The sequence below is a fragment of the Streptomyces sp. NPDC107517 genome, from assembly GCF_055582645.1.
Genome location: NZ_JBVJPM010000010.1, coordinates 313,292 through 330,857, shown reverse-complemented (window position 1 = coordinate 330,857; position 17,566 = coordinate 313,292). Strand labels below are relative to the sequence as shown.

19 protein-coding genes are annotated in these 17,566 nt (G+C 70.9%); 14 read left to right on the top strand and 5 right to left on the bottom strand.

All coding sequences use genetic code 11. The annotated features are described in order from the left end of the window. Both ACZ67T_RS24395 and ACZ67T_RS24390 read left to right on the top strand, forming a co-directional pair. Window positions 1-108, top strand: a 108-nt coding sequence (locus ACZ67T_RS24395) for a biotin/lipoyl attachment domain-containing protein (protein WP_469986831.1), incomplete at its 5' end; no start/stop codon positions are given. A 201-nt stretch (window positions 109-309) separates the two neighbouring features. Continuing rightward, a complete protein-coding gene (locus ACZ67T_RS24390; RefSeq protein WP_454403645.1) occupies window positions 310-858 on the top strand; it encodes a TetR/AcrR family transcriptional regulator in 549 nt (182 codons plus the stop codon). 80 nt (window positions 859-938) lie between these two features. On the opposite strand, the gene ACZ67T_RS24385 is transcribed toward ACZ67T_RS24390, so the two are convergent. After that, the gene (locus tag ACZ67T_RS24385) at window positions 939-1,904 is read right to left on the bottom strand and encodes a DeoR/GlpR family DNA-binding transcription regulator (RefSeq protein ID WP_399971234.1); all 966 of its coding nucleotides are present in this window, start codon (window positions 1,902-1,904) and stop codon (window positions 939-941) included. 182 nt (window positions 1,905-2,086) lie between these two features. Then, the gene (locus tag ACZ67T_RS24380; protein WP_469986793.1) at window positions 2,087-3,535 is read right to left on the bottom strand and encodes an NAD(P)H-quinone dehydrogenase; all 1,449 of its coding nucleotides are present in this window, start codon (window positions 3,533-3,535) and stop codon (window positions 2,087-2,089) included. Between the two features lie 117 nt (window positions 3,536-3,652). Here ACZ67T_RS24380 and ACZ67T_RS24375 point away from each other — a divergent pair, with 117 nt between their 5' ends. From ACZ67T_RS24375 to ACZ67T_RS24365, 3 genes are all read left to right on the top strand, one after another. Next, window positions 3,653-4,090: a gamma-glutamylcyclotransferase family protein gene (locus ACZ67T_RS24375; RefSeq protein ID WP_469986791.1), complete on the top strand. Its 438-nt coding sequence runs from the start codon at window positions 3,653-3,655 to the stop codon at window positions 4,088-4,090. A gap of 92 nt (window positions 4,091-4,182) precedes the next feature. Next, window positions 4,183-5,019 carry a purine-nucleoside phosphorylase gene (locus tag ACZ67T_RS24370; RefSeq protein WP_100594703.1) on the top strand — a complete coding sequence of 279 codons (837 nt, stop codon included), beginning with the start codon at window positions 4,183-4,185 and terminating at the stop codon, window positions 5,017-5,019. A gap of 39 nt (window positions 5,020-5,058) precedes the next feature. Continuing rightward, entirely contained in the window at window positions 5,059-6,702 is a 1,644-nt protein-coding gene (locus tag ACZ67T_RS24365) for a phospho-sugar mutase (protein ID WP_469986829.1), read from the top strand. A 74-nt stretch (window positions 6,703-6,776) separates the two neighbouring features. Here ACZ67T_RS24365 and ACZ67T_RS24360 read toward each other — a convergent pair whose 3' ends face one another. Next, window positions 6,777-7,400 carry a PH domain-containing protein gene (locus ACZ67T_RS24360; protein WP_469986790.1) on the bottom strand — a complete coding sequence of 208 codons (624 nt, stop codon included), beginning with the start codon at window positions 7,398-7,400 and terminating at the stop codon, window positions 6,777-6,779. Window positions 7,401-7,953: 553 nt separating this feature from the next. Between ACZ67T_RS24360 and deoC the strand changes: the two genes are divergently transcribed. From deoC to ACZ67T_RS24345, 3 genes are read left to right on the top strand one after another with little or no spacing between them, the layout of a single operon-like run. After that, entirely contained in the window at window positions 7,954-8,904 is a 951-nt protein-coding gene (gene deoC, locus ACZ67T_RS24355; RefSeq protein ID WP_469986827.1) for a deoxyribose-phosphate aldolase, read from the top strand. Window positions 8,905-8,907: 3 nt separating this feature from the next. Next, a complete protein-coding gene (locus ACZ67T_RS24350) occupies window positions 8,908-10,359 on the top strand; it encodes an aldehyde dehydrogenase family protein (protein ID WP_469986788.1) in 1,452 nt (483 codons plus the stop codon). After that, window positions 10,360-11,256 carry an aldehyde dehydrogenase family protein gene (locus ACZ67T_RS24345; protein ID WP_469986787.1) on the top strand — a complete coding sequence of 299 codons (897 nt, stop codon included), beginning with the start codon at window positions 10,360-10,362 and terminating at the stop codon, window positions 11,254-11,256. Window positions 11,257-11,349: 93 nt separating this feature from the next. On the opposite strand, the gene ACZ67T_RS24340 is transcribed toward ACZ67T_RS24345, so the two are convergent. Continuing rightward, window positions 11,350-11,766 carry a hypothetical protein gene (locus ACZ67T_RS24340; protein WP_469986785.1) on the bottom strand — a complete coding sequence of 139 codons (417 nt, stop codon included), beginning with the start codon at window positions 11,764-11,766 and terminating at the stop codon, window positions 11,350-11,352. 154 nt (window positions 11,767-11,920) lie between these two features. Between ACZ67T_RS24340 and ACZ67T_RS24335 the strand changes: the two genes are divergently transcribed. Beyond that, on the top strand, window positions 11,921-12,556 hold the full coding sequence (locus ACZ67T_RS24335) for a uridine kinase family protein (RefSeq protein ID WP_469986783.1): 636 nt from the start codon (window positions 11,921-11,923) through the stop codon (window positions 12,554-12,556). 158 nt (window positions 12,557-12,714) lie between these two features. Here ACZ67T_RS24335 and ACZ67T_RS24330 read toward each other — a convergent pair whose 3' ends face one another. Further along, the gene (locus ACZ67T_RS24330) at window positions 12,715-13,488 is read right to left on the bottom strand and encodes a SigE family RNA polymerase sigma factor (protein WP_469986781.1); all 774 of its coding nucleotides are present in this window, start codon (window positions 13,486-13,488) and stop codon (window positions 12,715-12,717) included. Window positions 13,489-13,726: 238 nt separating this feature from the next. On the opposite strand from ACZ67T_RS24330, the gene afsQ1 reads away from it, so the two are divergent. From afsQ1 to ACZ67T_RS24305, 5 genes are all read left to right on the top strand, one after another. After that, window positions 13,727-14,404 carry a two-component system response regulator AfsQ1 gene (afsQ1, locus tag ACZ67T_RS24325; RefSeq protein WP_030682803.1) on the top strand — a complete coding sequence of 226 codons (678 nt, stop codon included), beginning with the start codon at window positions 13,727-13,729 and terminating at the stop codon, window positions 14,402-14,404. After that, window positions 14,401-15,981 carry an ATP-binding protein gene (locus ACZ67T_RS24320; RefSeq protein ID WP_469986779.1) on the top strand — a complete coding sequence of 527 codons (1,581 nt, stop codon included), beginning with the start codon at window positions 14,401-14,403 and terminating at the stop codon, window positions 15,979-15,981. Before afsQ1 ends, ACZ67T_RS24320 begins: the two co-directional genes overlap by 4 nt. After that, a complete protein-coding gene (locus ACZ67T_RS24315) occupies window positions 15,978-16,589 on the top strand; it encodes a hypothetical protein (RefSeq protein ID WP_469986778.1) in 612 nt (203 codons plus the stop codon). The genes ACZ67T_RS24320 and ACZ67T_RS24315 overlap by 4 nt, the downstream gene beginning before the upstream one ends. 77 nt (window positions 16,590-16,666) lie before the next feature. Then, window positions 16,667-17,209, top strand: a complete 543-nt coding sequence (locus ACZ67T_RS24310) for a VanZ family protein (protein WP_469986776.1) — start codon at window positions 16,667-16,669, stop codon at window positions 17,207-17,209. Between the two features lie 109 nt (window positions 17,210-17,318). Beyond that, window positions 17,319-17,519: a PspC domain-containing protein gene (locus ACZ67T_RS24305; protein ID WP_100594716.1), complete on the top strand. Its 201-nt coding sequence runs from the start codon at window positions 17,319-17,321 to the stop codon at window positions 17,517-17,519. Window positions 17,520-17,566 lie beyond the last annotated feature (47 nt).

Here is a 17,566-nt window from a genome sequence, read left to right as displayed (position 1 = left end):
ATGGAACAGCCCCTCAACGCCCACCGCACCGGCACCATCAAGGGCCTCAGCGCAGAGATCGGCGCCTCCATCACCTCCGGCGCCACCATCTGCGAGATCAAGGACTGACCCTGATCGGCTGTCAGAGCACCTGACGCGAACGCCCGGCGGACCGGAAGACGGTCCACCGGGCGTTCGCGTTCTCTCGGTCCGTGGTCCGGCCGTCGCGCGATCAGGCATCCTGGAGAGCGCGCGCACGACCAGGGAGGACCGATGACGACCGGCACGGACCAGACGGACCGGCCCCGCCCGGCCCCTTCCGTACGCCCCATGCGGGCCGACGCACGCCGGAACTACGAGCGACTGCTCGCCCAGGCGCGTACGGCGTTCGCGGAGCACGGCACGGGCGCGTCCCTGGAGGACGTGGCGCGGCGCGCGGGCGTCGGCATCGGGACGCTCTACCGGCACTTCCCGAACCGGCACGCGCTGATGAGCGCGGTCTTCGAGGACGCGGTGAATGATCTGCTGGCGCGCTCGCGGGCGCTGCTCGCGGACCCGCAGCCATGCTCGGCGCTCGTGGCATGGCTGCGCGACATCATCACTCATGCGGGTGAGTACCGCGGGCTCTCGCGGGCCCTCATGTCGGCGTCGCACGACGCCGGTTCGGCTCTGTCGCGGTGCAGTACGCCGATGCGCGAGGCTGGCCAGGCCCTGCTGTCCAGGGCGCAGCGGGCAGGTGCCGTACGCGCGGACGTGTCGATCGGCGATCTGCTTCAGCTGACCAACGCGATCGCGCTGGCGGCGGAGGAGACCCCGGACGACCCGGAGCTGGCGGACCGGCTGCTACGGCTGACGCTGCGAGGCATCACAGCGGGCTAGGGCTGCGCACCACGACCGCCGACCGGCCCCGACGACCCGCAGCCGTACGGAGAAGGGCTCGGCCCCGCACGGAGTGCCGTTCAGCGCCGCCGGAGGTCGGCCACCCTTGCCGCGCGCTCAGGGGGTGCCTGGTCGAGGGCGGAGGCGCTGCGCAGCTGGGGGCCGCCCGGGAGCTGGGTGCGGCGCTGGCCCGGGAGAGGTACGTCCCGGCGCGCCTGCCGCGCCGGGACGGGATCTCCCCCCGCCGGCCCGGTTCCGGTCGCCGAGGCTCCGGCGATCGCGATCTGCACCCCCTGGTCGGCGAGTGCCTGGAGTTCGGTGACGGCGCGGTCGTCGTGGCCGGGCGGTTCGTCCGTCACGAGGCGCGTGATCACATCGGTCGGCACCGTCTGGAACATCGTGTCGGTGCCGAGCTTGGAGTGGTCGGCGAGGACGACGACCTCGGCCGCGGCCTGGACCAGCGCGCGGTCGACCGAGGCCGACAGCATGTTGGACGTGGAGAGGCCGCGTTCGGCGGTCAGGCCGCTGCCGGAGAGGAAGGCGCGGGTGACTCTGAGTCCCTGGAGGGACTGCTCGGCCCCGCTGCCCACGAGTGCGTAGTTGGAACCGCGCAGAGTGCCGCCCGTCATGACGACCTCGACCCTGTTGGCGTGGGCCAACGCCTGTGCCACCAGAAGGGAGTTGGTGACGACGGTCAGCCCGGGGACGCGCGCGAGCCGGCGGGCCAGCTCCTGCGTGGTCGTACCCGCTCCCACCACAATGGCTTCGCCTTCTTCGACGAGGCCCGCGGCGAGGTCGGCGATGGCCGTCTTCTCTGCGGTCGCGAGATGTGACTTCTGCGGAAAGCCGGACTCCCGCGTGAATCCGCCCGGCAATACCGCACCGCCATGCCGGCGGTCGAGGAGTCCTTCTGCCTCCAGTGCGCGCACGTCCCGCCGTACGGTCACTTCGGAGGTCTGGACGACGCGGGCGAGCTCCCGGAGCGATACCGCTCCATTGGCCCGCACCATTTCGAGGATCAATTGACGACGTTCTGCAGCGAACACGAAACTGACAGTAACCCCAACGTCCGTCTGCTTTCAGCAGTTTGCGCCGAATAACAGAAGTTGTTCGCACGGAACGGCAGGAAGTGGTATAGGCGCCTATCTCCCGCACCTATGGCCGAGGTATGGGCGGCAACAGGCTGTGACCTGCGGGAAGTTGATCGTGTCCGGTGAAAGCGCGGCCGTCAGGCTTCGTCGGCCGTCTTCCGCGTATGCAGCTGACGCGCCACCTCGGCGATCGAGCCCGAAAGCGACGGGTACACGGTGAACGCCTTCGCGATCTGCTCGACCGTCAGGTTGTTGTCGACCGCGATCGAGATGGGATGGATCAGCTCGCTCGCCCGCGGGGCGACGACCACACCGCCCACCACGATCCCCGTGCCGGGCCGGCAGAAGATCTTGACGAAGCCGTCGCGGATGCCCTGCATCTTGGCGCGCGGGTTGCGCAGCAGCGGCAGCTTCACCCCGCGGGCGTCGATCTTCCCGGCGTCGACGTCGGCCTGCGTGTAGCCGACCGTGGCGATCTCGGGGTCGGTGAAGACGTTCGAGGAGACCGTCTTGAGGTTCAGCGGGGCCACCGCGTCGCCGAGGAAGTGGTAGACGGCGATGCGGCCCTGCATGGCGGCCACGGAGGCGAGCGCGAAGACGCCGGTCACGTCACCCGCGGCGTACACGCCGGGAGCGGTGGTCCTGGAGACCTTGTCGGTCCAGATGTGCCCGGAGTCCTTGAGCTTGACCCCGGCCTCCTCCAGGCCCATCCCGCTGCTGTTCGGGATGGCGCCGACGGCCATCAGGCAGTGGGTGCCGGAGATGACGCGGCCGTCGGAGAGGGTGACCTCGACACGGTCGCCGACACGCTTGGCGGACTGGGCGCGCGAGCGGGCCATGACGTTCATGCCGCGGCGGCGGAAGACGTCCTCGAGGACGGCGGCGGCGTCCGGGTCCTCGCCGGGCAGGACGCGGTCGCGGCTGGACACGAGCGTGACGCGCGAGCCGAGGGCCTGGTAGGCACCGGCGAACTCGGCGCCGGTGACGCCAGAACCGACCACGATGAGCTCCTCGGGGAGCTCGTCGAGGTCGTAGACCTGGGTCCAGTTGAGGATGCGCTCGCCGTCGGGCTGGGCGTCGGGCACCTCGCGCGGGTGGCCGCCGGTGGCGATCAGGACGGCGTCGGCGGTGAGGGTCTCCTCGGTGCCGTCGGCGGCGCGCACGACGACCTTGCGGGAGCCGTCGGCGGCCTGCTGGCCCTCCAGGCGGCCGCGGCCGCGCATCACGCGGGCACCGGCCCGGGTGACGGACGCGGTGATGTCGTGGGACTGGGCGAGCGCGAGGCGCTTCACACGCCGGTTGACCTTCCCGAGGTCCACACCGACGACCCGCGCGGGGCTGTCGATGTGCGGGGTGTCGTCGGCGACGATGATCCCCAGCTCCTCGTACGACGAGTCGAAGGTGGTCATCACCTCGGCCGTCGCGATCAGGGTCTTGGACGGAACGCAGTCGGTGAGCACCGACGCCCCGCCCAGGCCGTCGCAGTCGACGACCGTCACTTCCGCGCCGAGCTGGGCAGCCACGAGGGCCGCCTCATATCCGCCGGGTCCGCCACCGATGATCACGATCCGAGTCACGTACTCCATTGTCCCGCACGCTTCAAGTGGTTTCGCCCCGGGGGCCTCCGTCCGCGCGCGTCCCACGTCGGAGGGGTCTTGTGTTACGGGAGGGACCCCGGCCGGACCTGCCGTACCCTCGACCACATGTCGCTCTACGCCGCATACGCAAGCAATCTCGACGCGCGGCTGATGACGCGCCGCGCACCGCACTCGCCGATGCGCGCGACGGGCTGGCTCAGCGGCTGGCGGCTGACGTTCGGGGGCGAGCACATGGGCTGGGAAGGTGCGCTCGCGACCCTCGTCGAGGCGCCCCGCTCGCAGGTCTTCGTCGCGCTGTACGACATCGCGCCGATGGACGAGGAGTCCATGGACCGCTGGGAGGGCGTGGGGCTCGACATCTACCGTCGCATGCGCGTACGCGTGGACACGCTGGAGGGCGAGGAACCCGCGTGGGTGTACGTGCTCAACGGGTACGAGGGCGGCTTCCCCTCGGCCCGCTATCTCGGCGAGCTGGCGGACGCGGCGGAGTCGGCCGGAGCCCCGCACGACTACGTGATGGAACTGCGCAAGCACCCCTGCTGAGCGGGCTTCGTCGGAAACGACAAGACAACGATCGCGATCCCGTGAGGTCTGTCATCTACGCGCGTAGGACCGAACCGGCTACCCTCGATCGCGTGAACGCATCTGTTACTCCGGACAACATCCAGGGCGCCACCCGATTCGATCCCCGGGTCGCCGCCGACGCCGCCGCCTCGCGCCTGCGCGAGCTCACGGGCGCCGACACCCACGACGTCGCCCTCGTGATGGGCTCCGGCTGGGCACCGGCCGTGGACGCCCTCGGCACCCCCGAGGCCGAGTTCCCCGTCACCGAGCTGCCCGGCTTCCCGCCGCCGGCCGTCGAGGGCCACGGCGGAAAGATCCGCTCGTACAAGATCGGTGACAAGCGCGCCCTCGTCTTCCTCGGGCGCACGCACTACTACGAGGGCCGCGGTGTCGCGTCCGTCGCGCACGGCGTCCGTACCGCCGTCGCCGCGGGCTGCAAGACCATCGTGCTGACCAACGGCTGCGGCGGTCTGCGCGAGGGCATGCGCCCCGGTCAGCCGGTCCTGATCAGCGACCACCTGAACCTCACGGCGACGTCGCCGATCGTCGGCGCGAACTTCGTCGACCTCACGGACCTGTACTCGCCGCGCCTGCGCACCCTGTGCAAGGAGATCGACCCCTCCCTCGAAGAGGGCGTCTACGCGCAGTTCCCCGGCCCGCACTACGAGACGCCGGCCGAGATCCGCATGGCGCGCACGATCGGCGCGGACCTCGTCGGCATGTCGACGGTCCTCGAGGCCATCGCGGCCCGCGAGGCGGGCGCCGAGGTGCTCGGCATCTCCCTCGTCACGAACCTGGCGGCAGGCATGACGGGCGAGCCCCTCAACCACGAAGAGGTGCTCCAGGCCGGCCGCGACTCCGCCACCCGCATGGGCGAGCTCCTGGGCAAGGTCCTGGACCGCATCTGATCCCGTAGAGACACGCGAGAGGCTGGACGAACCGTGACCTTGCAGGACACCGAACTGCTCGCCAGGGCCGAGGCCTGGCTGGCCGAGGACCCCGACCCGGAGACCCGCGAGGAGCTGGCGAAGCTCATCGAGAGCGCCGACACCAAGGCGCTCGCCGAGCGCTTCGCCGGCACGCTCCAGTTCGGCACCGCGGGCCTGCGCGGCGAGCTCGGCGCGGGCCCCATGCGGATGAACCGCTCCGTGGTCATCCGCGCGGCGGCGGGCCTCGCGGCGTACCTCAGGAGCAAGGGCGAGGCGGGCGGCCTGGTCGTCGTCGGGTACGACGCGCGCCACAAGTCGGCGGACTTCGCGCGGGACACGGCGGCCGTCATGACGGGCGCCGGCCTGCGCGCCGCGGTACTGCCGCGCCCGCTGCCCACTCCGGTCCTGGCCTTCGCCATACGGCACCTGGGCGCGGTCGCGGGCGTGGAGGTCACGGCCAGCCACAACCCGCCCCGCGACAACGGCTACAAGGTCTACCTGGGCGACGGCTCCCAGATCGTGCCGCCCGCGGACGCCGGGATCGCGGCCGAGATCGCGGCGATTCGCACCCTCCACGACGTGCCCCGCCCGGACTCCGGCTGGGAAACGCTCGGCGAGGACGTCCTGGAGGCCTACCTGGCCCGCACGGACGCGGTCCTGTCCCCGGACTCCCCGCGCACGGCGCGCACGGTCTACACGGCGATGCACGGCGTCGGCAAGGACACCCTGCTCGCCGCGTTCGCACGAGCGGGCTTCCCCGAGCCGGTCCTCGTGGCCGAGCAGGCGGACCCGGACCCGGACTTCCCGACGGTTGCGTTCCCGAACCCGGAAGAACCCGGTGCGATGGACCTGGCTTTCGCGACAGCCGGCGAAGCCGCCCCCGACCTGATCATCGCGAACGACCCGGACGCGGACCGCTGCGCAGTAGCCGTGAAGGACGACGGAGACTGGCGGATGCTGCGGGGCGACGAGGTGGGCGCGCTGCTGGCGGCCCACCTGGTGGCACGAGGAGCAAGGGGCGTGTTCGCGGAGTCGATCGTCTCGTCCTCCCTGCTCGGCCGTATCGCCGAGGCAGCCGGCCTCCCCTACGAGGAAACCCTGACGGGCTTCAAGTGGATCGCCCGGGTGGACGGCCTGCGCTACGGCTACGAGGAGGCGCTCGGCTACTGCGTGGACCCCGAGGGCGTACGGGACAAGGACGGCATCACGGCGGCGCTGCTGGTCACCGAACTGGCCTCGACGCTCAAGGAGAACGGCCGCACCCTCCTGGACGCACTCGACGATCTGGCGGTGGCCCACGGCCTGCACGCGACGGACCAGCTCTCCGTACGGGTCGAGGACCTCACGGTCATCGCGGAGGCCATGACCGCGCTCCGCGAAACACCGCCGACAGAACTGGCGGGCCTCCCGGTGGCAAAGGCGGAGGACCTCACCCACGGCACAGCGACGCTCCCGCCCACGGACGGCCTGCGTTACACGCTGGACGGCGAGTACCGAGCCCGGGTGATCGTCCGCCCGAGCGGCACAGAGCCCAAGCTGAAGTGCTACTTGGAAGCAGTGATCCCCGTAGCGAACCGCTCGGACCTCCCCTCCGCCCGGGCAGAGGGCACGCGGGTTCTGAACGCGATCAAGCAGGACCTGTCAGCGGCGGCAGGAATCTGAAAAGGGCAAGCGAAAGGCCGGGGTCGAAAACCGACCCCGGCCTTTCCCGTACCTGAGCGACCTACGCCCAAAACTCAGCCGGCAATCACCAGTACGGCCATCAGAATCGCACCCACCACCGCAGGCGCAAGAATCTCGTAGGCCCAGCGGATCGAGGGCTCGCCCTGGGCGGACGGCTTGTCGGCGCGGTCCCGGGCCAGCTCACGGATCTCGTCCAGGGACTGATCGCCGGCGGCCTTACGGGGCACGGAATCGGCGTCCCCGTTCAGACCGCCACCCTTACGCCCACCCGCTGCCCGGTTGGCCTTCTTACGGGCGCGCATGGAGACCGGGATGGCCCAGAGCTGGTACTTGTCCCCGCCTTCGGTGAAGACCTCGCTGGAGTAACCGGCCCGCAGATCGGCGACGGACGCCCAGGGCAGGGTGATCACACGGAACGGATTACGAACGCGCAGCCGGTCCTCATTCGCGTACACCGCGGGCCGGATCGTGAACGCGACGACGAGCGGCGCGACAAGAAGCAGCCCCGCGACGGCCAGCCAGGCGGTGCGTGCGTCACCATTGACCAGGGCGTCGAAACCGAGCCAGGCCCCCATCGCGAGCAGCAGGACGCCACCTGCGATTCCGGCGGGAGAACGGTAGGCCCGCTCCGCGGCCACGGGTTGCGTGACGGAGGACTGGGATTCCGGGGTCTTCATACTCCGATGATGCCTGAAGCCGACAAGGACGTTCATCACAGCCTGAGAACAACCACAGAAGCCCCTGCACACCCATGAGCCCCACCGGACGGCCAGGCGGCCGCGTACGAGACAGCGAAGCCCACCGGACGGCCAGCCGCATACGAGACAGGGCCGCAGACAGCGAACCCCCACCGGGCGGGCAGTCGCGTACGAGACGGGAGGGGACGTGGGGGCATGTGCGCGCGGAGCCACCAGCACCACGTACCGGCAATCAACTGGCTGACGTGCACCGATAGAACAGCGAGCACGTACATGCCCCCGCGGCCCCGCACCCGACAACGAAGCCGAGCAACCCGCACCGAGCCCGCACCCGCCAAAGAAGCAGCAGCCCCCACCGAGCCCGCACCCGAAACGCGGCAGCCCGCACCCGAAACGCGGCAGCCCGCACCCGACAGCACAACGCCCCCACGCAGCCGCACCGGAACCCACCACAGAGACCAGCCACAGAGACCCGCCACTCCCCCTCCCCCTGTACAGCAGCTACGCGCGTAGATATGCTCCCCTCGTGACCATGCCCACTGCACCCGCACCCGCATTCGCCGACGCGGTCGCTTCGGACCGTTCGCTGCGTCGCTTCCTTCACGGGCTGCCCGGGGTCGACACGGTCGGCCTGGAGGCTCGCGCCGCGTCCCTCGGTACGCGGTCGATCAAGACCACGGCCAAGGCGTACGCCATCGACCTGGCGATCTCGATGATCGACCTGACGACCCTCGAAGGCGCCGACACCGCCGGCAAGGTCCGCGCGCTCGGCGCGAAGGCCGTGCACCCGGACCCCACCGACCGTACGACTCCCCGCACAGCCGCCGTCTGCGTCTATCCGGACATGGTCGCGACGGCCAAGGAGGCCGTGGCCGGGAGTGACGTGAAGGTCGCCTCCGTGGCCACCGCGTTCCCGGCGGGCCGCGCCGCCCTGGAGGTGAAGCTCGGGGACGTCCGCGAGGCGGTCGCCGCCGGCGCGGACGAGATCGACATGGTCATCGACCGCGGAGCGTTCCTCGCGGGCCACTACCTGAAGGTGTACGAGGAGATCGTCGCCGTGAAGGAGGCCTCGGGCACCGCACGCCTGAAGGTCATCTTCGAGACGGGCGAGCTGTCGACGTACGACAACATCCGGCGAGCGAGCTGGCTGGGCATGATGGCCGGGGCGGACTTCATCAAGACGTCGACCGGCAAGGTCGGGGTGAACGCCACCCCGGCCAACACACTGCTGATGCTGGAGGCGGTGCGTGACTTCCGCGCCCAGACGGGCGTACAGGTGGGCGTGAAGCCCGCCGGAGGCATCCGCTCCACGAAGGACGCGCTCAAGTTCCTCGTGCTGGTCAACGAGACCGCCGGAAGCGACTGGCTGGACAACCACTGGTTCCGCTTCGGCGCTTCTAGCCTGCTCAACGACCTGTTGATGCAGCGTCAGAAGCTGAGCACCGGCCGCTACTCCGGCCCCGACTACGTGACGGTGGACTGACCCATGACGTTCGAGTACGCACCCGCACCGGAGTCCCGCTCCGTCGTCGACATCGCGCCCAGCTACGGCCTGTTCATCGACGGCGAGTTCGCCGAGGCGGCCGACGGCAAGGTCTTCAAGACGGTGAGCCCGTCGACGGAGGAGGTCCTCTCCGAGATCGCCCAGGCGGGCGAGGCGGACGTGGACCGCGCGGTGAAGGCCGCCCGCAAGGCGTTCGAGAAGTGGTCGGCGCTGCCGGGCGCGGAGCGCGCGAAGTACCTGTTCCGGATCGCGCGGATCATCCAGGAGCGCAGCCGCGAGCTCGCGGTCCTGGAGACGCTGGACAACGGCAAGCCGATCAAGGAGACGCGCGACGCGGACCTCCCTCTGGTGGCTGCGCACTTCTTCTACTACGCGGGCTGGGCGGACAAGCTCGACCACGCGGGCTTCGGCCCGAACCCGGCGCCGCTGGGCGTCGCGGGCCAGGTCATCCCGTGGAACTTCCCGCTGCTGATGCTGGCGTGGAAGATCGCCCCGGCTCTCGCGACGGGTAACACGGTCGTCCTGAAGCCGGCCGAGACGACCCCCTTGTCCGCCCTGTTCTTCGCGGACATCTGCCGCCAGGCGGGCCTGCCCAAGGGTGTGGTGAACATCCTCCCGGGCTACGGCGACGCGGGCGCGGCGCTCACGGCGCACCCCGACGTGAACAAGGTGGCTTTCACCGGCTCGACGGCGGTGGGCAAGGCGATCGCCCGCCAGGTGGCCGGCACGGACAAGAAGGTCACGCTCGAACTGGGCGGCAAGGGCGCGAACATCGTCTTCGACGACGCGCCCGTCGACCAGGCGGTCGAGGGCATCGTCACGGGCATCTTCTTCAACCAGGGCCAGGTCTGCTGCGCGGGCTCTCGACTCCTGGTCCAGGAGTCGGTGGCGGACGAGGTGCTGGACGCGCTGAAGCGCCGCCTCACCACCCTGCGCCTGGGCGACCCGCTGGACAAGAACACCGACATCGGCGCGATCAACTCGGCGGAGCAGCTCGCGAGGATCAAGGCGCTCGCGGACACGGGCGAGGCCGAGGGTGCGGAGCGCTGGTCGGCGCCGTGCGAACTCCCGGACAGCGGCTACTGGTTCGCCCCGACGCTGTTCACGAACGTCACGCAGGCGCACACGATCGCGCGGGACGAGATCTTCGGCCCGGTGCTGTCCGTCCTCACGTTCCGCACTCCGGAGGAGGCGGTGGCGAAGGCGAACAACACGCAGTACGGGCTCTCCGCCGGCATCTGGACGGAGAAGGGCTCGCGCATCCTCGCGGTCGCGAACAAGCTCCGGGCGGGCGTCGTCTGGGCCAACACCTTCAACAAGTTCGACCCGACCTCGCCGTTCGGCGGCTACAAGGAGTCGGGGCACGGCCGCGAGGGCGGCCGCCACGGCCTGGAGGCGTACCTCGCCCCGTCGAGCCCGGAGGGCACACGCTAAATGAGCACGGTTGAGCGACTCACGGTCCTGAAGACCTACAAGCTGTACGTGGGCGGGAAGTTCCCGCGTTCCGAGAGCGGCCGGGTGTACGAGGTGTCGGACTCGAAGGGCAAGTGGCTGGCGAACGCCCCGCTGTCGTCCCGCAAGGACGCGCGTGACGCGGTGGTGGCGGCGCGCAAGGCGTTCGGCGGCTGGGCGGGCGCGACGGCATACAACCGCGGGCAGGTGCTCTACCGCGTGGCGGAGATGCTGGAGGGCCGCCGCGACCAGTTCGTGCGGGATGTGGCGGACGCCGAGGGCCTGTCGAAGTCGAAGGCGGCGGCGGTCGTGGACGCGGCGGTCGACAGGTGGGTCTGGTACGCGGGCTGGACGGACAAGATCAGCCAGGTCGTGGGCGGGGCGAACCCGGTCGCGGGCCCGTTCTTCAACCTGTCCACGCCCGAGCCGACCGGAGTGGTGGCCGTGCTGGCGCCGCAGAAGTCGTCGTTCCTGGGCCTGGTCTCGGTGCTCGCCCCGGTGATCGCGACGGGCAACACGGCCGTGGTGATCGCGAGCGAGACGTCCCCGCTCCCGGCGCTGTCGCTCGGCGAGGTGCTCGCCACGTCCGACGTGCCGGGCGGTGTCGTGAACGTCCTGTCCGGCAGGACGGCGGAGATCGCCGCGCCGCTGGCCGCGCACCAGGACGTGAACGCGATCGACCTGACGGGCGCGGACGCCGACCTGGCCCGTGACCTGGAGATCGCGGCGGCGGACAACCTGAAGCGCGTACGCCGTCCCCAGGCTGTGGACACGGACTGGACGGCGGACCCGGGCACGGACAGGCTCACGTCGTTCCTGGAGACGAAGACGGTGTGGCACCCGACGGGTTCGCTCGGCGCATCGGGCTCTTCGTACTGAGCCCCGCCCCGAAGCCCGACCGGAACCCGAAGCCCCGGCCCTCCTCCGTCCAGGAGGGCCGGGGCTTCGCCGTGTCGTGGGCGGAACGACGCCCTAACCGGGGAGCAGCGAGGCGACCTGCCCCGTCAGCGGAAGGTCGGCGAGGGCGCCGCCCCGGGCCAGGGGGCCGGTGGCTGCGGCCGTGGTCACGGGCTTGAAGTCGGCGACCTGCGTACCGACCGCGTTGTCGAGCGGATCGACCCCGGTGCCGGAGAGCGGGTTGAGCCTCAGATGCTTGACCGGGGCGAGCCCTCCGGCCGTAGCGGCCTGGAGCGCCCCCGTCACCCCTTCCCCGGCTGCCGCGGCGTCGAGGTCACCGATCGACGGGGCGAGAGGCGCGGCGGCGGGCTCCGCCGCACCGGCGCTCACCGCACCCCCGCCGAGCGCCGCCCCCGCGGCGGTGAGGGTGAGCCCCGCGCGCAGCAGCGCACGCTGGGCCGCCGAGGACTTCTTCGCTGTGTGTCGTGCCATGAGGTGCCGCCCGTTTCCGGTACCGGCGGCCGTTGACCCGCCGCCGCAGATGGAGTAATCGTACGCGCACGCAGAGTAGTTGAGGTGCGGCCGTGCCACAAAGGCCGACCCGCGGGGTCCACCGGCGGGCGGGAATGCCGCACACTGGTGTCTCGTGAGTTCCCATCCCCCGATACCGACCCGGGTCGTCCTGCTGGCAGGTCCTTCCGGCTCCGGCAAGTCGTCGTTCGCGTCCCGCTCCGGGCTTCCCGTTCTGTGCCTGGACGACTTCTACAAGGAGGCCGACGACCCGACGCTGCCGCAGGTGCCGGGCAGTTCGGACATCGACTGGGACTCGCCCCGCTCCTGGGACACGGAGACGGCCGTCGCCGCGATCGAGGAGCTGTGCCGCACGGGCCGTACCCGCGTTCCCGTCTACGACATCGCGATCAGCGCGCGCGTGGGCGAGGAGACGCTCGACATCGAGCGCACGCCCCTGTTCATCGCGGAGGGCATTTTCGCCGCGGACATCGTGGAGCGCTGCCGGGACCTCGGGCTGCTGGCCGACGCGCTGTGCCTGCGCGGCCGCCCGTCCACGACGTTCCGCCGCCGGCTGCTGCGGGACCTCAGGGAGGGCCGCAAGTCCGTGCCGTTCCTGCTGCGCCGCGGCTGGCGCCTGATGCGCGCGGAGCGGGCCATCGTGGCCCGCCAGACGGCGCTCGGCGCGCACGCGTGCGGCAAGGAAGAAGCCCTCGGCCGTCTGGCCGCGGCCGCCGCGGGCCGGTGCGTGAAGGCCCGCGCCCAGGCGTGAGCGCCCCGCGCCTCCCGTACACGTGAAAGCGGGACCGGAGAGACCCCCCGGCCCTCCGGTCCCGCTTCGTTCCCCCGTGAAGATCCCCCGTGATCCCCCGGTACCGCTCCCCCGTACCGCCGTCGCGTCCCCCCGGAGCGACGGCCCGCCCCCGGCCTTCAGGCCACCAGCTCGCCGAAGGACTCCTCCAGGTCACGGCCGAAGCTGAGGGCCTCGTCCTCGCGCAGCCGGCGCAGGGAGCGCCAGATGCTCGACTTCACCGTGCCGACACTGATGTCGAGGATGTCCGCGATCTCGGGGTCCGTACGACCCTCGTAGTAGCGCAGGACGAGCATCGTGCGCTGCAGTTCGGGGAGGCGGGCCAGGGCCTGCCAGAGAACCGCGCGCAGCTCCGTGCCGCGCATCGCGTCCGTGTCGCCCGCCGTCTCCGGCAGTTCCTCGGTCGGGTACTCGTTCAGCTTGCGGCGGCGCCACGCGCTGATGTGCAGATTGGTCATGGTGCGGCGGAGGTAGCCCCCGACCGCCGCCTTGTCGCTGATCCTGTCCCAGGCTCGGTACGTCGAGAAGAGGGCGCTCTGGAGCAGGTCCTCGGCCTCGAACCGGTCACCGGTCAGGTGGTAGGCGGTTGCGTACAGGGAGGCGCGGCGTTCCTGTACGTAGGCCGTGAACGCCGCTTCGGCGTCCGCAGCCTCCGACAGGGACTTCTTCCGCTCCCCCGGTTCCTCCCCGTACGCGGCTCCCCCGTCGGATACCGCCTGGTTCGCGTCAACCACCGTCATGTACGTGGTGTGCTGACGCCCGGCGCCGCGAGCGCACCCCCGCCCGCTCACGGCACCGGACAACTCGTGCTTCCCGGAACCGGGACTCCGCACGAGAGCGTCATGAAGACGTGTGACAACTGCGCCAGTGGTGGTGCTGTGCAGCGTGTTCATCTCGCGCCCCCCGTCGTGGAGTCTCGGTTTCCCGTGGCTCGTAAGGACTTGCGTCCTTGCGATGTCCAAAAGCTTGCCCGGGCCACTTCATGACGGTGTCCGTCGACTGTCACAGACCTGTCACAGCGCCCGGGCGTGTGCGAGTCGTGTGTGGATGGGGCCCGAAGCCTCCTCATTACGAGCTTGGGAGCGCTCCAACGGTCGAACTCGAGCCGTGCCATGGGACAGAATGACGTCTGTGCCTTCCCTGTTGCTGATCGAGGACGACGACGCCATCCGAACGGCCCTGGAGCTCTCCCTTACGCGCCAGGGCCATCGGGTTGCCACCGCTGCCACCGGCGAGGACGGTCTGAAGCTGCTGCGCGAGCAGCGGCCGGACCTGATCGTGCTGGATGTGATGCTGCCCGGCATCGACGGGTTCGAGGTGTGCCGGCGCATCCGGCGCACGGACCAGCTGCCGATCATCCTGCTCACCGCGCGCAGTGACGACATCGACGTGGTGGTCGGGCTGGAGTCCGGCGCCGACGACTACGTCGTGAAACCGGTGCAGGGGCGGGTGCTCGACGCCCGGATCCGTGCGGTGCTCCGGCGGGGCGAGCGGGAGGCCAACGACGCCGCGTCGTTCGGGAGTCTCGTCATCGACCGGGCCGCGATGACGGTCACGAAGAACGGCGAGGACCTCCAACTGACGCCCACGGAGCTGCGGTTGCTCCTCGAGCTGAGCCGCAGACCCGGACAGGCGCTGTCGCGGCAGCAGTTGCTGCGTCTGGTGTGGGAGCACGACTACCTCGGTGACTCGCGGCTCGTCGACGCGTGTGTGCAGCGGCTGCGCGCGAAGGTCGAGGACGTGCCGTCGTCGCCGACGCTGATCCGTACGGTGCGCGGGGTCGGCTACCGGCTGGACACGCCTCAGTGAATGATGCGCACGACCGGCTGCGGGGGTGGGCCGCGGCGAGGAAGGCGATACTCGCCGGCCTGCGCTTCACCAGCCTGCGGCTGCGGCTCGTCGTCGTCTTCGCCCTGGTGGCGCTGACCGCGGCGGTGTCGGCGTCCGGGATCGCGTACTGGCTCAACCGCGAGGCGGTGCTGACCCGGGCGCAGGACGCGGCGCTCAGCGACTTCCAGCAGGAGATGCAGAATCGGGCCGCGGCACTGCCCGAGCATCCGACGCAGGGCGAGTTGCAGCATGCGGCGAACCTGATGGCGAGCAGCAGCCAGCACTTCAGTGTGCTGCTGATCAGCGACGACAAGGACGGCCGGCGGATCGCCGGGAACTCCGATCTGGACGCGATCACGCTGGCCGAGGTGCCGCGTTCACTGCGGGACGCGGTGAACAAGGAGCAGCCCCTCACGGACGGCAACAAGCACCCGTACCACCTGTACTGGCAGCGGATCGTCAGCAATGACACGCCCTATCTGGTCGGCGGGGCGCGGGTGATCGACGGGGGGCCGACGGGCTACATGCTCAAGTCCCTGGAGCCGGAGGCGAAGGACCTCAACTCCCTTGCCTGGTCGCTCGGGATCGCGACGGCGCTCGCGCTGGTCGGTTCGGCGCTGCTCGCACAGGCCGCGGCGACGACGGTGCTCAAGCCGGTGCACCGGCTGGGGAGGGCGGCGCGGCGGCTCGGCGAAGGAAAGCTGGACACGCGTCTGCGGGTGTCCGGTACGGATGAACTGGCCGATCTTTCCAGGACGTTCAACAGGACCGCGGAGAATCTGGAGAAGAAGGTCGCCGACATGAGTGCGCGCGAGGAGGCGTCGCGGCGCTTCGTCGCCGACATGTCGCACGAGCTGCGTACGCCGCTGACGGCGATCACCGCCGTGACGGAGGTGCTCGAGGAGGAGCTCGACGCGGAGACCGGTTCGGTCGACCCGATGATCGAGCCCGCCGTACGCCTCGTGGTGAGCGAGACACGACGGCTGAACGACCTGGTGGAGAACCTGATGGAGGTGACCCGTTTCGACGCGGGCACGGCACGGCTCGTCCTCGACCACGTCGACATCGCCGACCAGATCACGGCCTGCATCGACGCCCGCGCCTGGCTCGACGCGGTGGACCTGGACGCGGAGCGCGGCATCATGGCCCGCATCGACCCGCGCCGCCTCGACGTCATCATGGCGAACCTGATCGGGAACGCGCTCAAGCACGGCGGCTCGCCGGTGCGGGTGTCCGTGCGGCTTGCGGACTCGGAGCTGGTGATCGAGGTCCGTGACCACGGGCCGGGCATTCCGCAGGACGTGCTCCCGCACGTCTTCGACCGGTTCTACAAGGCGAGCGCGTCGCGGCCGCGTTCGGAGGGCAGCGGGCTCGGGCTCTCGATCGCCCTGGAGAACGCGCACATCCACGGCGGCGAGATCACGGCCGCCAACTCCCCTGAGGGCGGCGCCGTGTTCACGTTCCGGCTGCCGCTCGACGCGTCACCGCTGACGCTGCCGCCCGATGACGAGGGCGCCGACGGTGGCGGTTCCGGTGAGGAGGGCGGCGCGCGATGACCGCACGCAGGACGGGACGGCGTCACGCGGTGCTGGGCGCGGCGGTGCTCGCCGCGCTGCTCGCCGGGTGCGGGATCAGGCCGACGGAGGTGCCGACGGACTTCGGGGCCGCGCCGTCGCGGGTGCCGTGCACGCTGTCGGACCCGGATCTGGAGTCGCGCACGGGCGGCGAGTTCGCCGTGCAGGTGTATCTGGTCTGTACGTCGCAGCTGGTGAGCGTCGACCGGACGGTGACCCTGCCGAAGGGGCGGGGCGCCTCGGACCGGGTGCGGCTCGCGCAGGCGCTGCTCGACGAGCTGGAGCAGTCTCCGGGCGGCGCCGAGCGGCAGGCGGGGTACACGACGGACGTCCGGCCCGGGATGACCGTCTCGGGGCCGGGCAAGGGCGACCCGGACAACGCGCTGCGGCTGAGCGTCCCGCCGGACGACCTCTCGCCGTACGCGCTGGCCCAGATCGTGTGTACGTATGCGAACGGCGGGGCCGCGGCAAAGGACGACAAGGTCGTGCTCGGCGGGCCGGGGGACGACGCTCTGCGCGCGTACGACTGTTCTCCGGAGATGCGGACGCGGCCGGGGCTCGTCCCGGCGCCCGCCGAGACGGTCGGCTGACGGGGGCGGGCGCGGTTGTCGCGGGCGGACGCCGGCGACGCGGAACCGATCGTCCCGCCGTCCGCGTCTAGGGGGGCGTGCAGCGCCTTCGCCCGGGCGGCCCCAAGGCCGCCATCCGCTTCCGTACGGCAGGGATAGCCCTCCTTGCCGCGCATCTGCTTCTCGTCTGCTGGATCACGCTGCGCCCCCTGGACGTGCCGTGGGTCAGCGCCGCGAACCTGCATCCGTTCGCCGGGATCAGGGCGGATCTCGCGCTCGGCCCGGCGGAGGCGGTGCGGCGCATCGGCAAGGAACTGGTGCTGCTCGCGCCGCTGGGGGTGCTGCTGCCGATCGCCGGAGGGCGGCTCGTCGTCTCGCCGCTGGGTTCGCTGGTGCGTACGGTCGCCGCCGGAGCGCTGCTCTCGCTCGGCATCGAGCTGCTGCAGACCGGGGTGCCGGGGCAGGTCGTGGACATCGACTCGCTGTTCCTGAACACGCTGGGCGTGGCCCTCGCGCACGCGGCCGTGGTGCCGACCCTCAGGGGCAGGCTCCGCCGCAGGACCGAGGTCGCCGCCCTCCCCCGGGAGGAGCCCTCTCAGGGGCGGACCCCGACGATTTCCAGGGTCGGCATCGCCCCGTGAGCTGACGCTTCGCCCGGGTTCGTCGCCGTAGCTTTGAAGCCGTCAAAGACGCCCCGGCCCTCCCGGCCAAGGAGGCGCCTCACCGCTACGGTTCGCGAAGGAGCCCACCATGACCGCCCTTGCCCGCCCCACGAACGGACGGATGATCGGCGGAGTGTGCGCAGCGCTGGCAAGGCGCTTCGGCACCTCCGCGACCACGATGCGCGTGATCTTCGTGCTCTCGTGTCTGCTTCCCGGTCCCCAGTTCCTGCTGTACATCGCGCTGTGGATCCTGCTGCCGAGCGAGGGCAAGGTCCGCCAGGCGTGGTGACGACGGGGTCCGCAGGCTGATGCACGACAGGACAGGCTGACGTACGA

Excerpts from the sequence above, each read along its gene's own strand:
- ACZ67T_RS24390 (WP_454403645.1), top strand. The coding sequence starts at position 310 with ATGCGGGCCGACGCACGCCGGAACTACGAGCGACTGCTCGCCCAGGCG.
- ACZ67T_RS24380 (WP_469986793.1), bottom strand. The coding sequence starts at position 3,535 with ATGGAGTACGTGACTCGGATCGTGATCATCGGTGGCGGACCCGGCGGA.
- ACZ67T_RS24375 (WP_469986791.1), top strand. The coding sequence starts at position 3,653 with ATGTCGCTCTACGCCGCATACGCAAGCAATCTCGACGCGCGGCTGATG.
- ACZ67T_RS24360 (WP_469986790.1), bottom strand. The coding sequence starts at position 7,400 with ATGAAGACCCCGGAATCCCAGTCCTCCGTCACGCAACCCGTGGCCGCG.
- deoC (WP_469986827.1), top strand. The coding sequence starts at position 7,954 with ATGCCCACTGCACCCGCACCCGCATTCGCCGACGCGGTCGCTTCGGAC.
- ACZ67T_RS24350 (WP_469986788.1), top strand. The coding sequence starts at position 8,908 with ATGACGTTCGAGTACGCACCCGCACCGGAGTCCCGCTCCGTCGTCGAC.
- ACZ67T_RS24345 (WP_469986787.1), top strand. The coding sequence starts at position 10,360 with ATGAGCACGGTTGAGCGACTCACGGTCCTGAAGACCTACAAGCTGTAC.
- ACZ67T_RS24340 (WP_469986785.1), bottom strand. The coding sequence starts at position 11,766 with ATGGCACGACACACAGCGAAGAAGTCCTCGGCGGCCCAGCGTGCGCTG.
- ACZ67T_RS24330 (WP_469986781.1), bottom strand. The coding sequence starts at position 13,488 with ATGAACACGCTGCACAGCACCACCACTGGCGCAGTTGTCACACGTCTT.
- ACZ67T_RS24315 (WP_469986778.1), top strand. The coding sequence starts at position 15,978 with ATGACCGCACGCAGGACGGGACGGCGTCACGCGGTGCTGGGCGCGGCG.
- ACZ67T_RS24305 (WP_100594716.1), top strand. The coding sequence starts at position 17,319 with ATGACCGCCCTTGCCCGCCCCACGAACGGACGGATGATCGGCGGAGTG.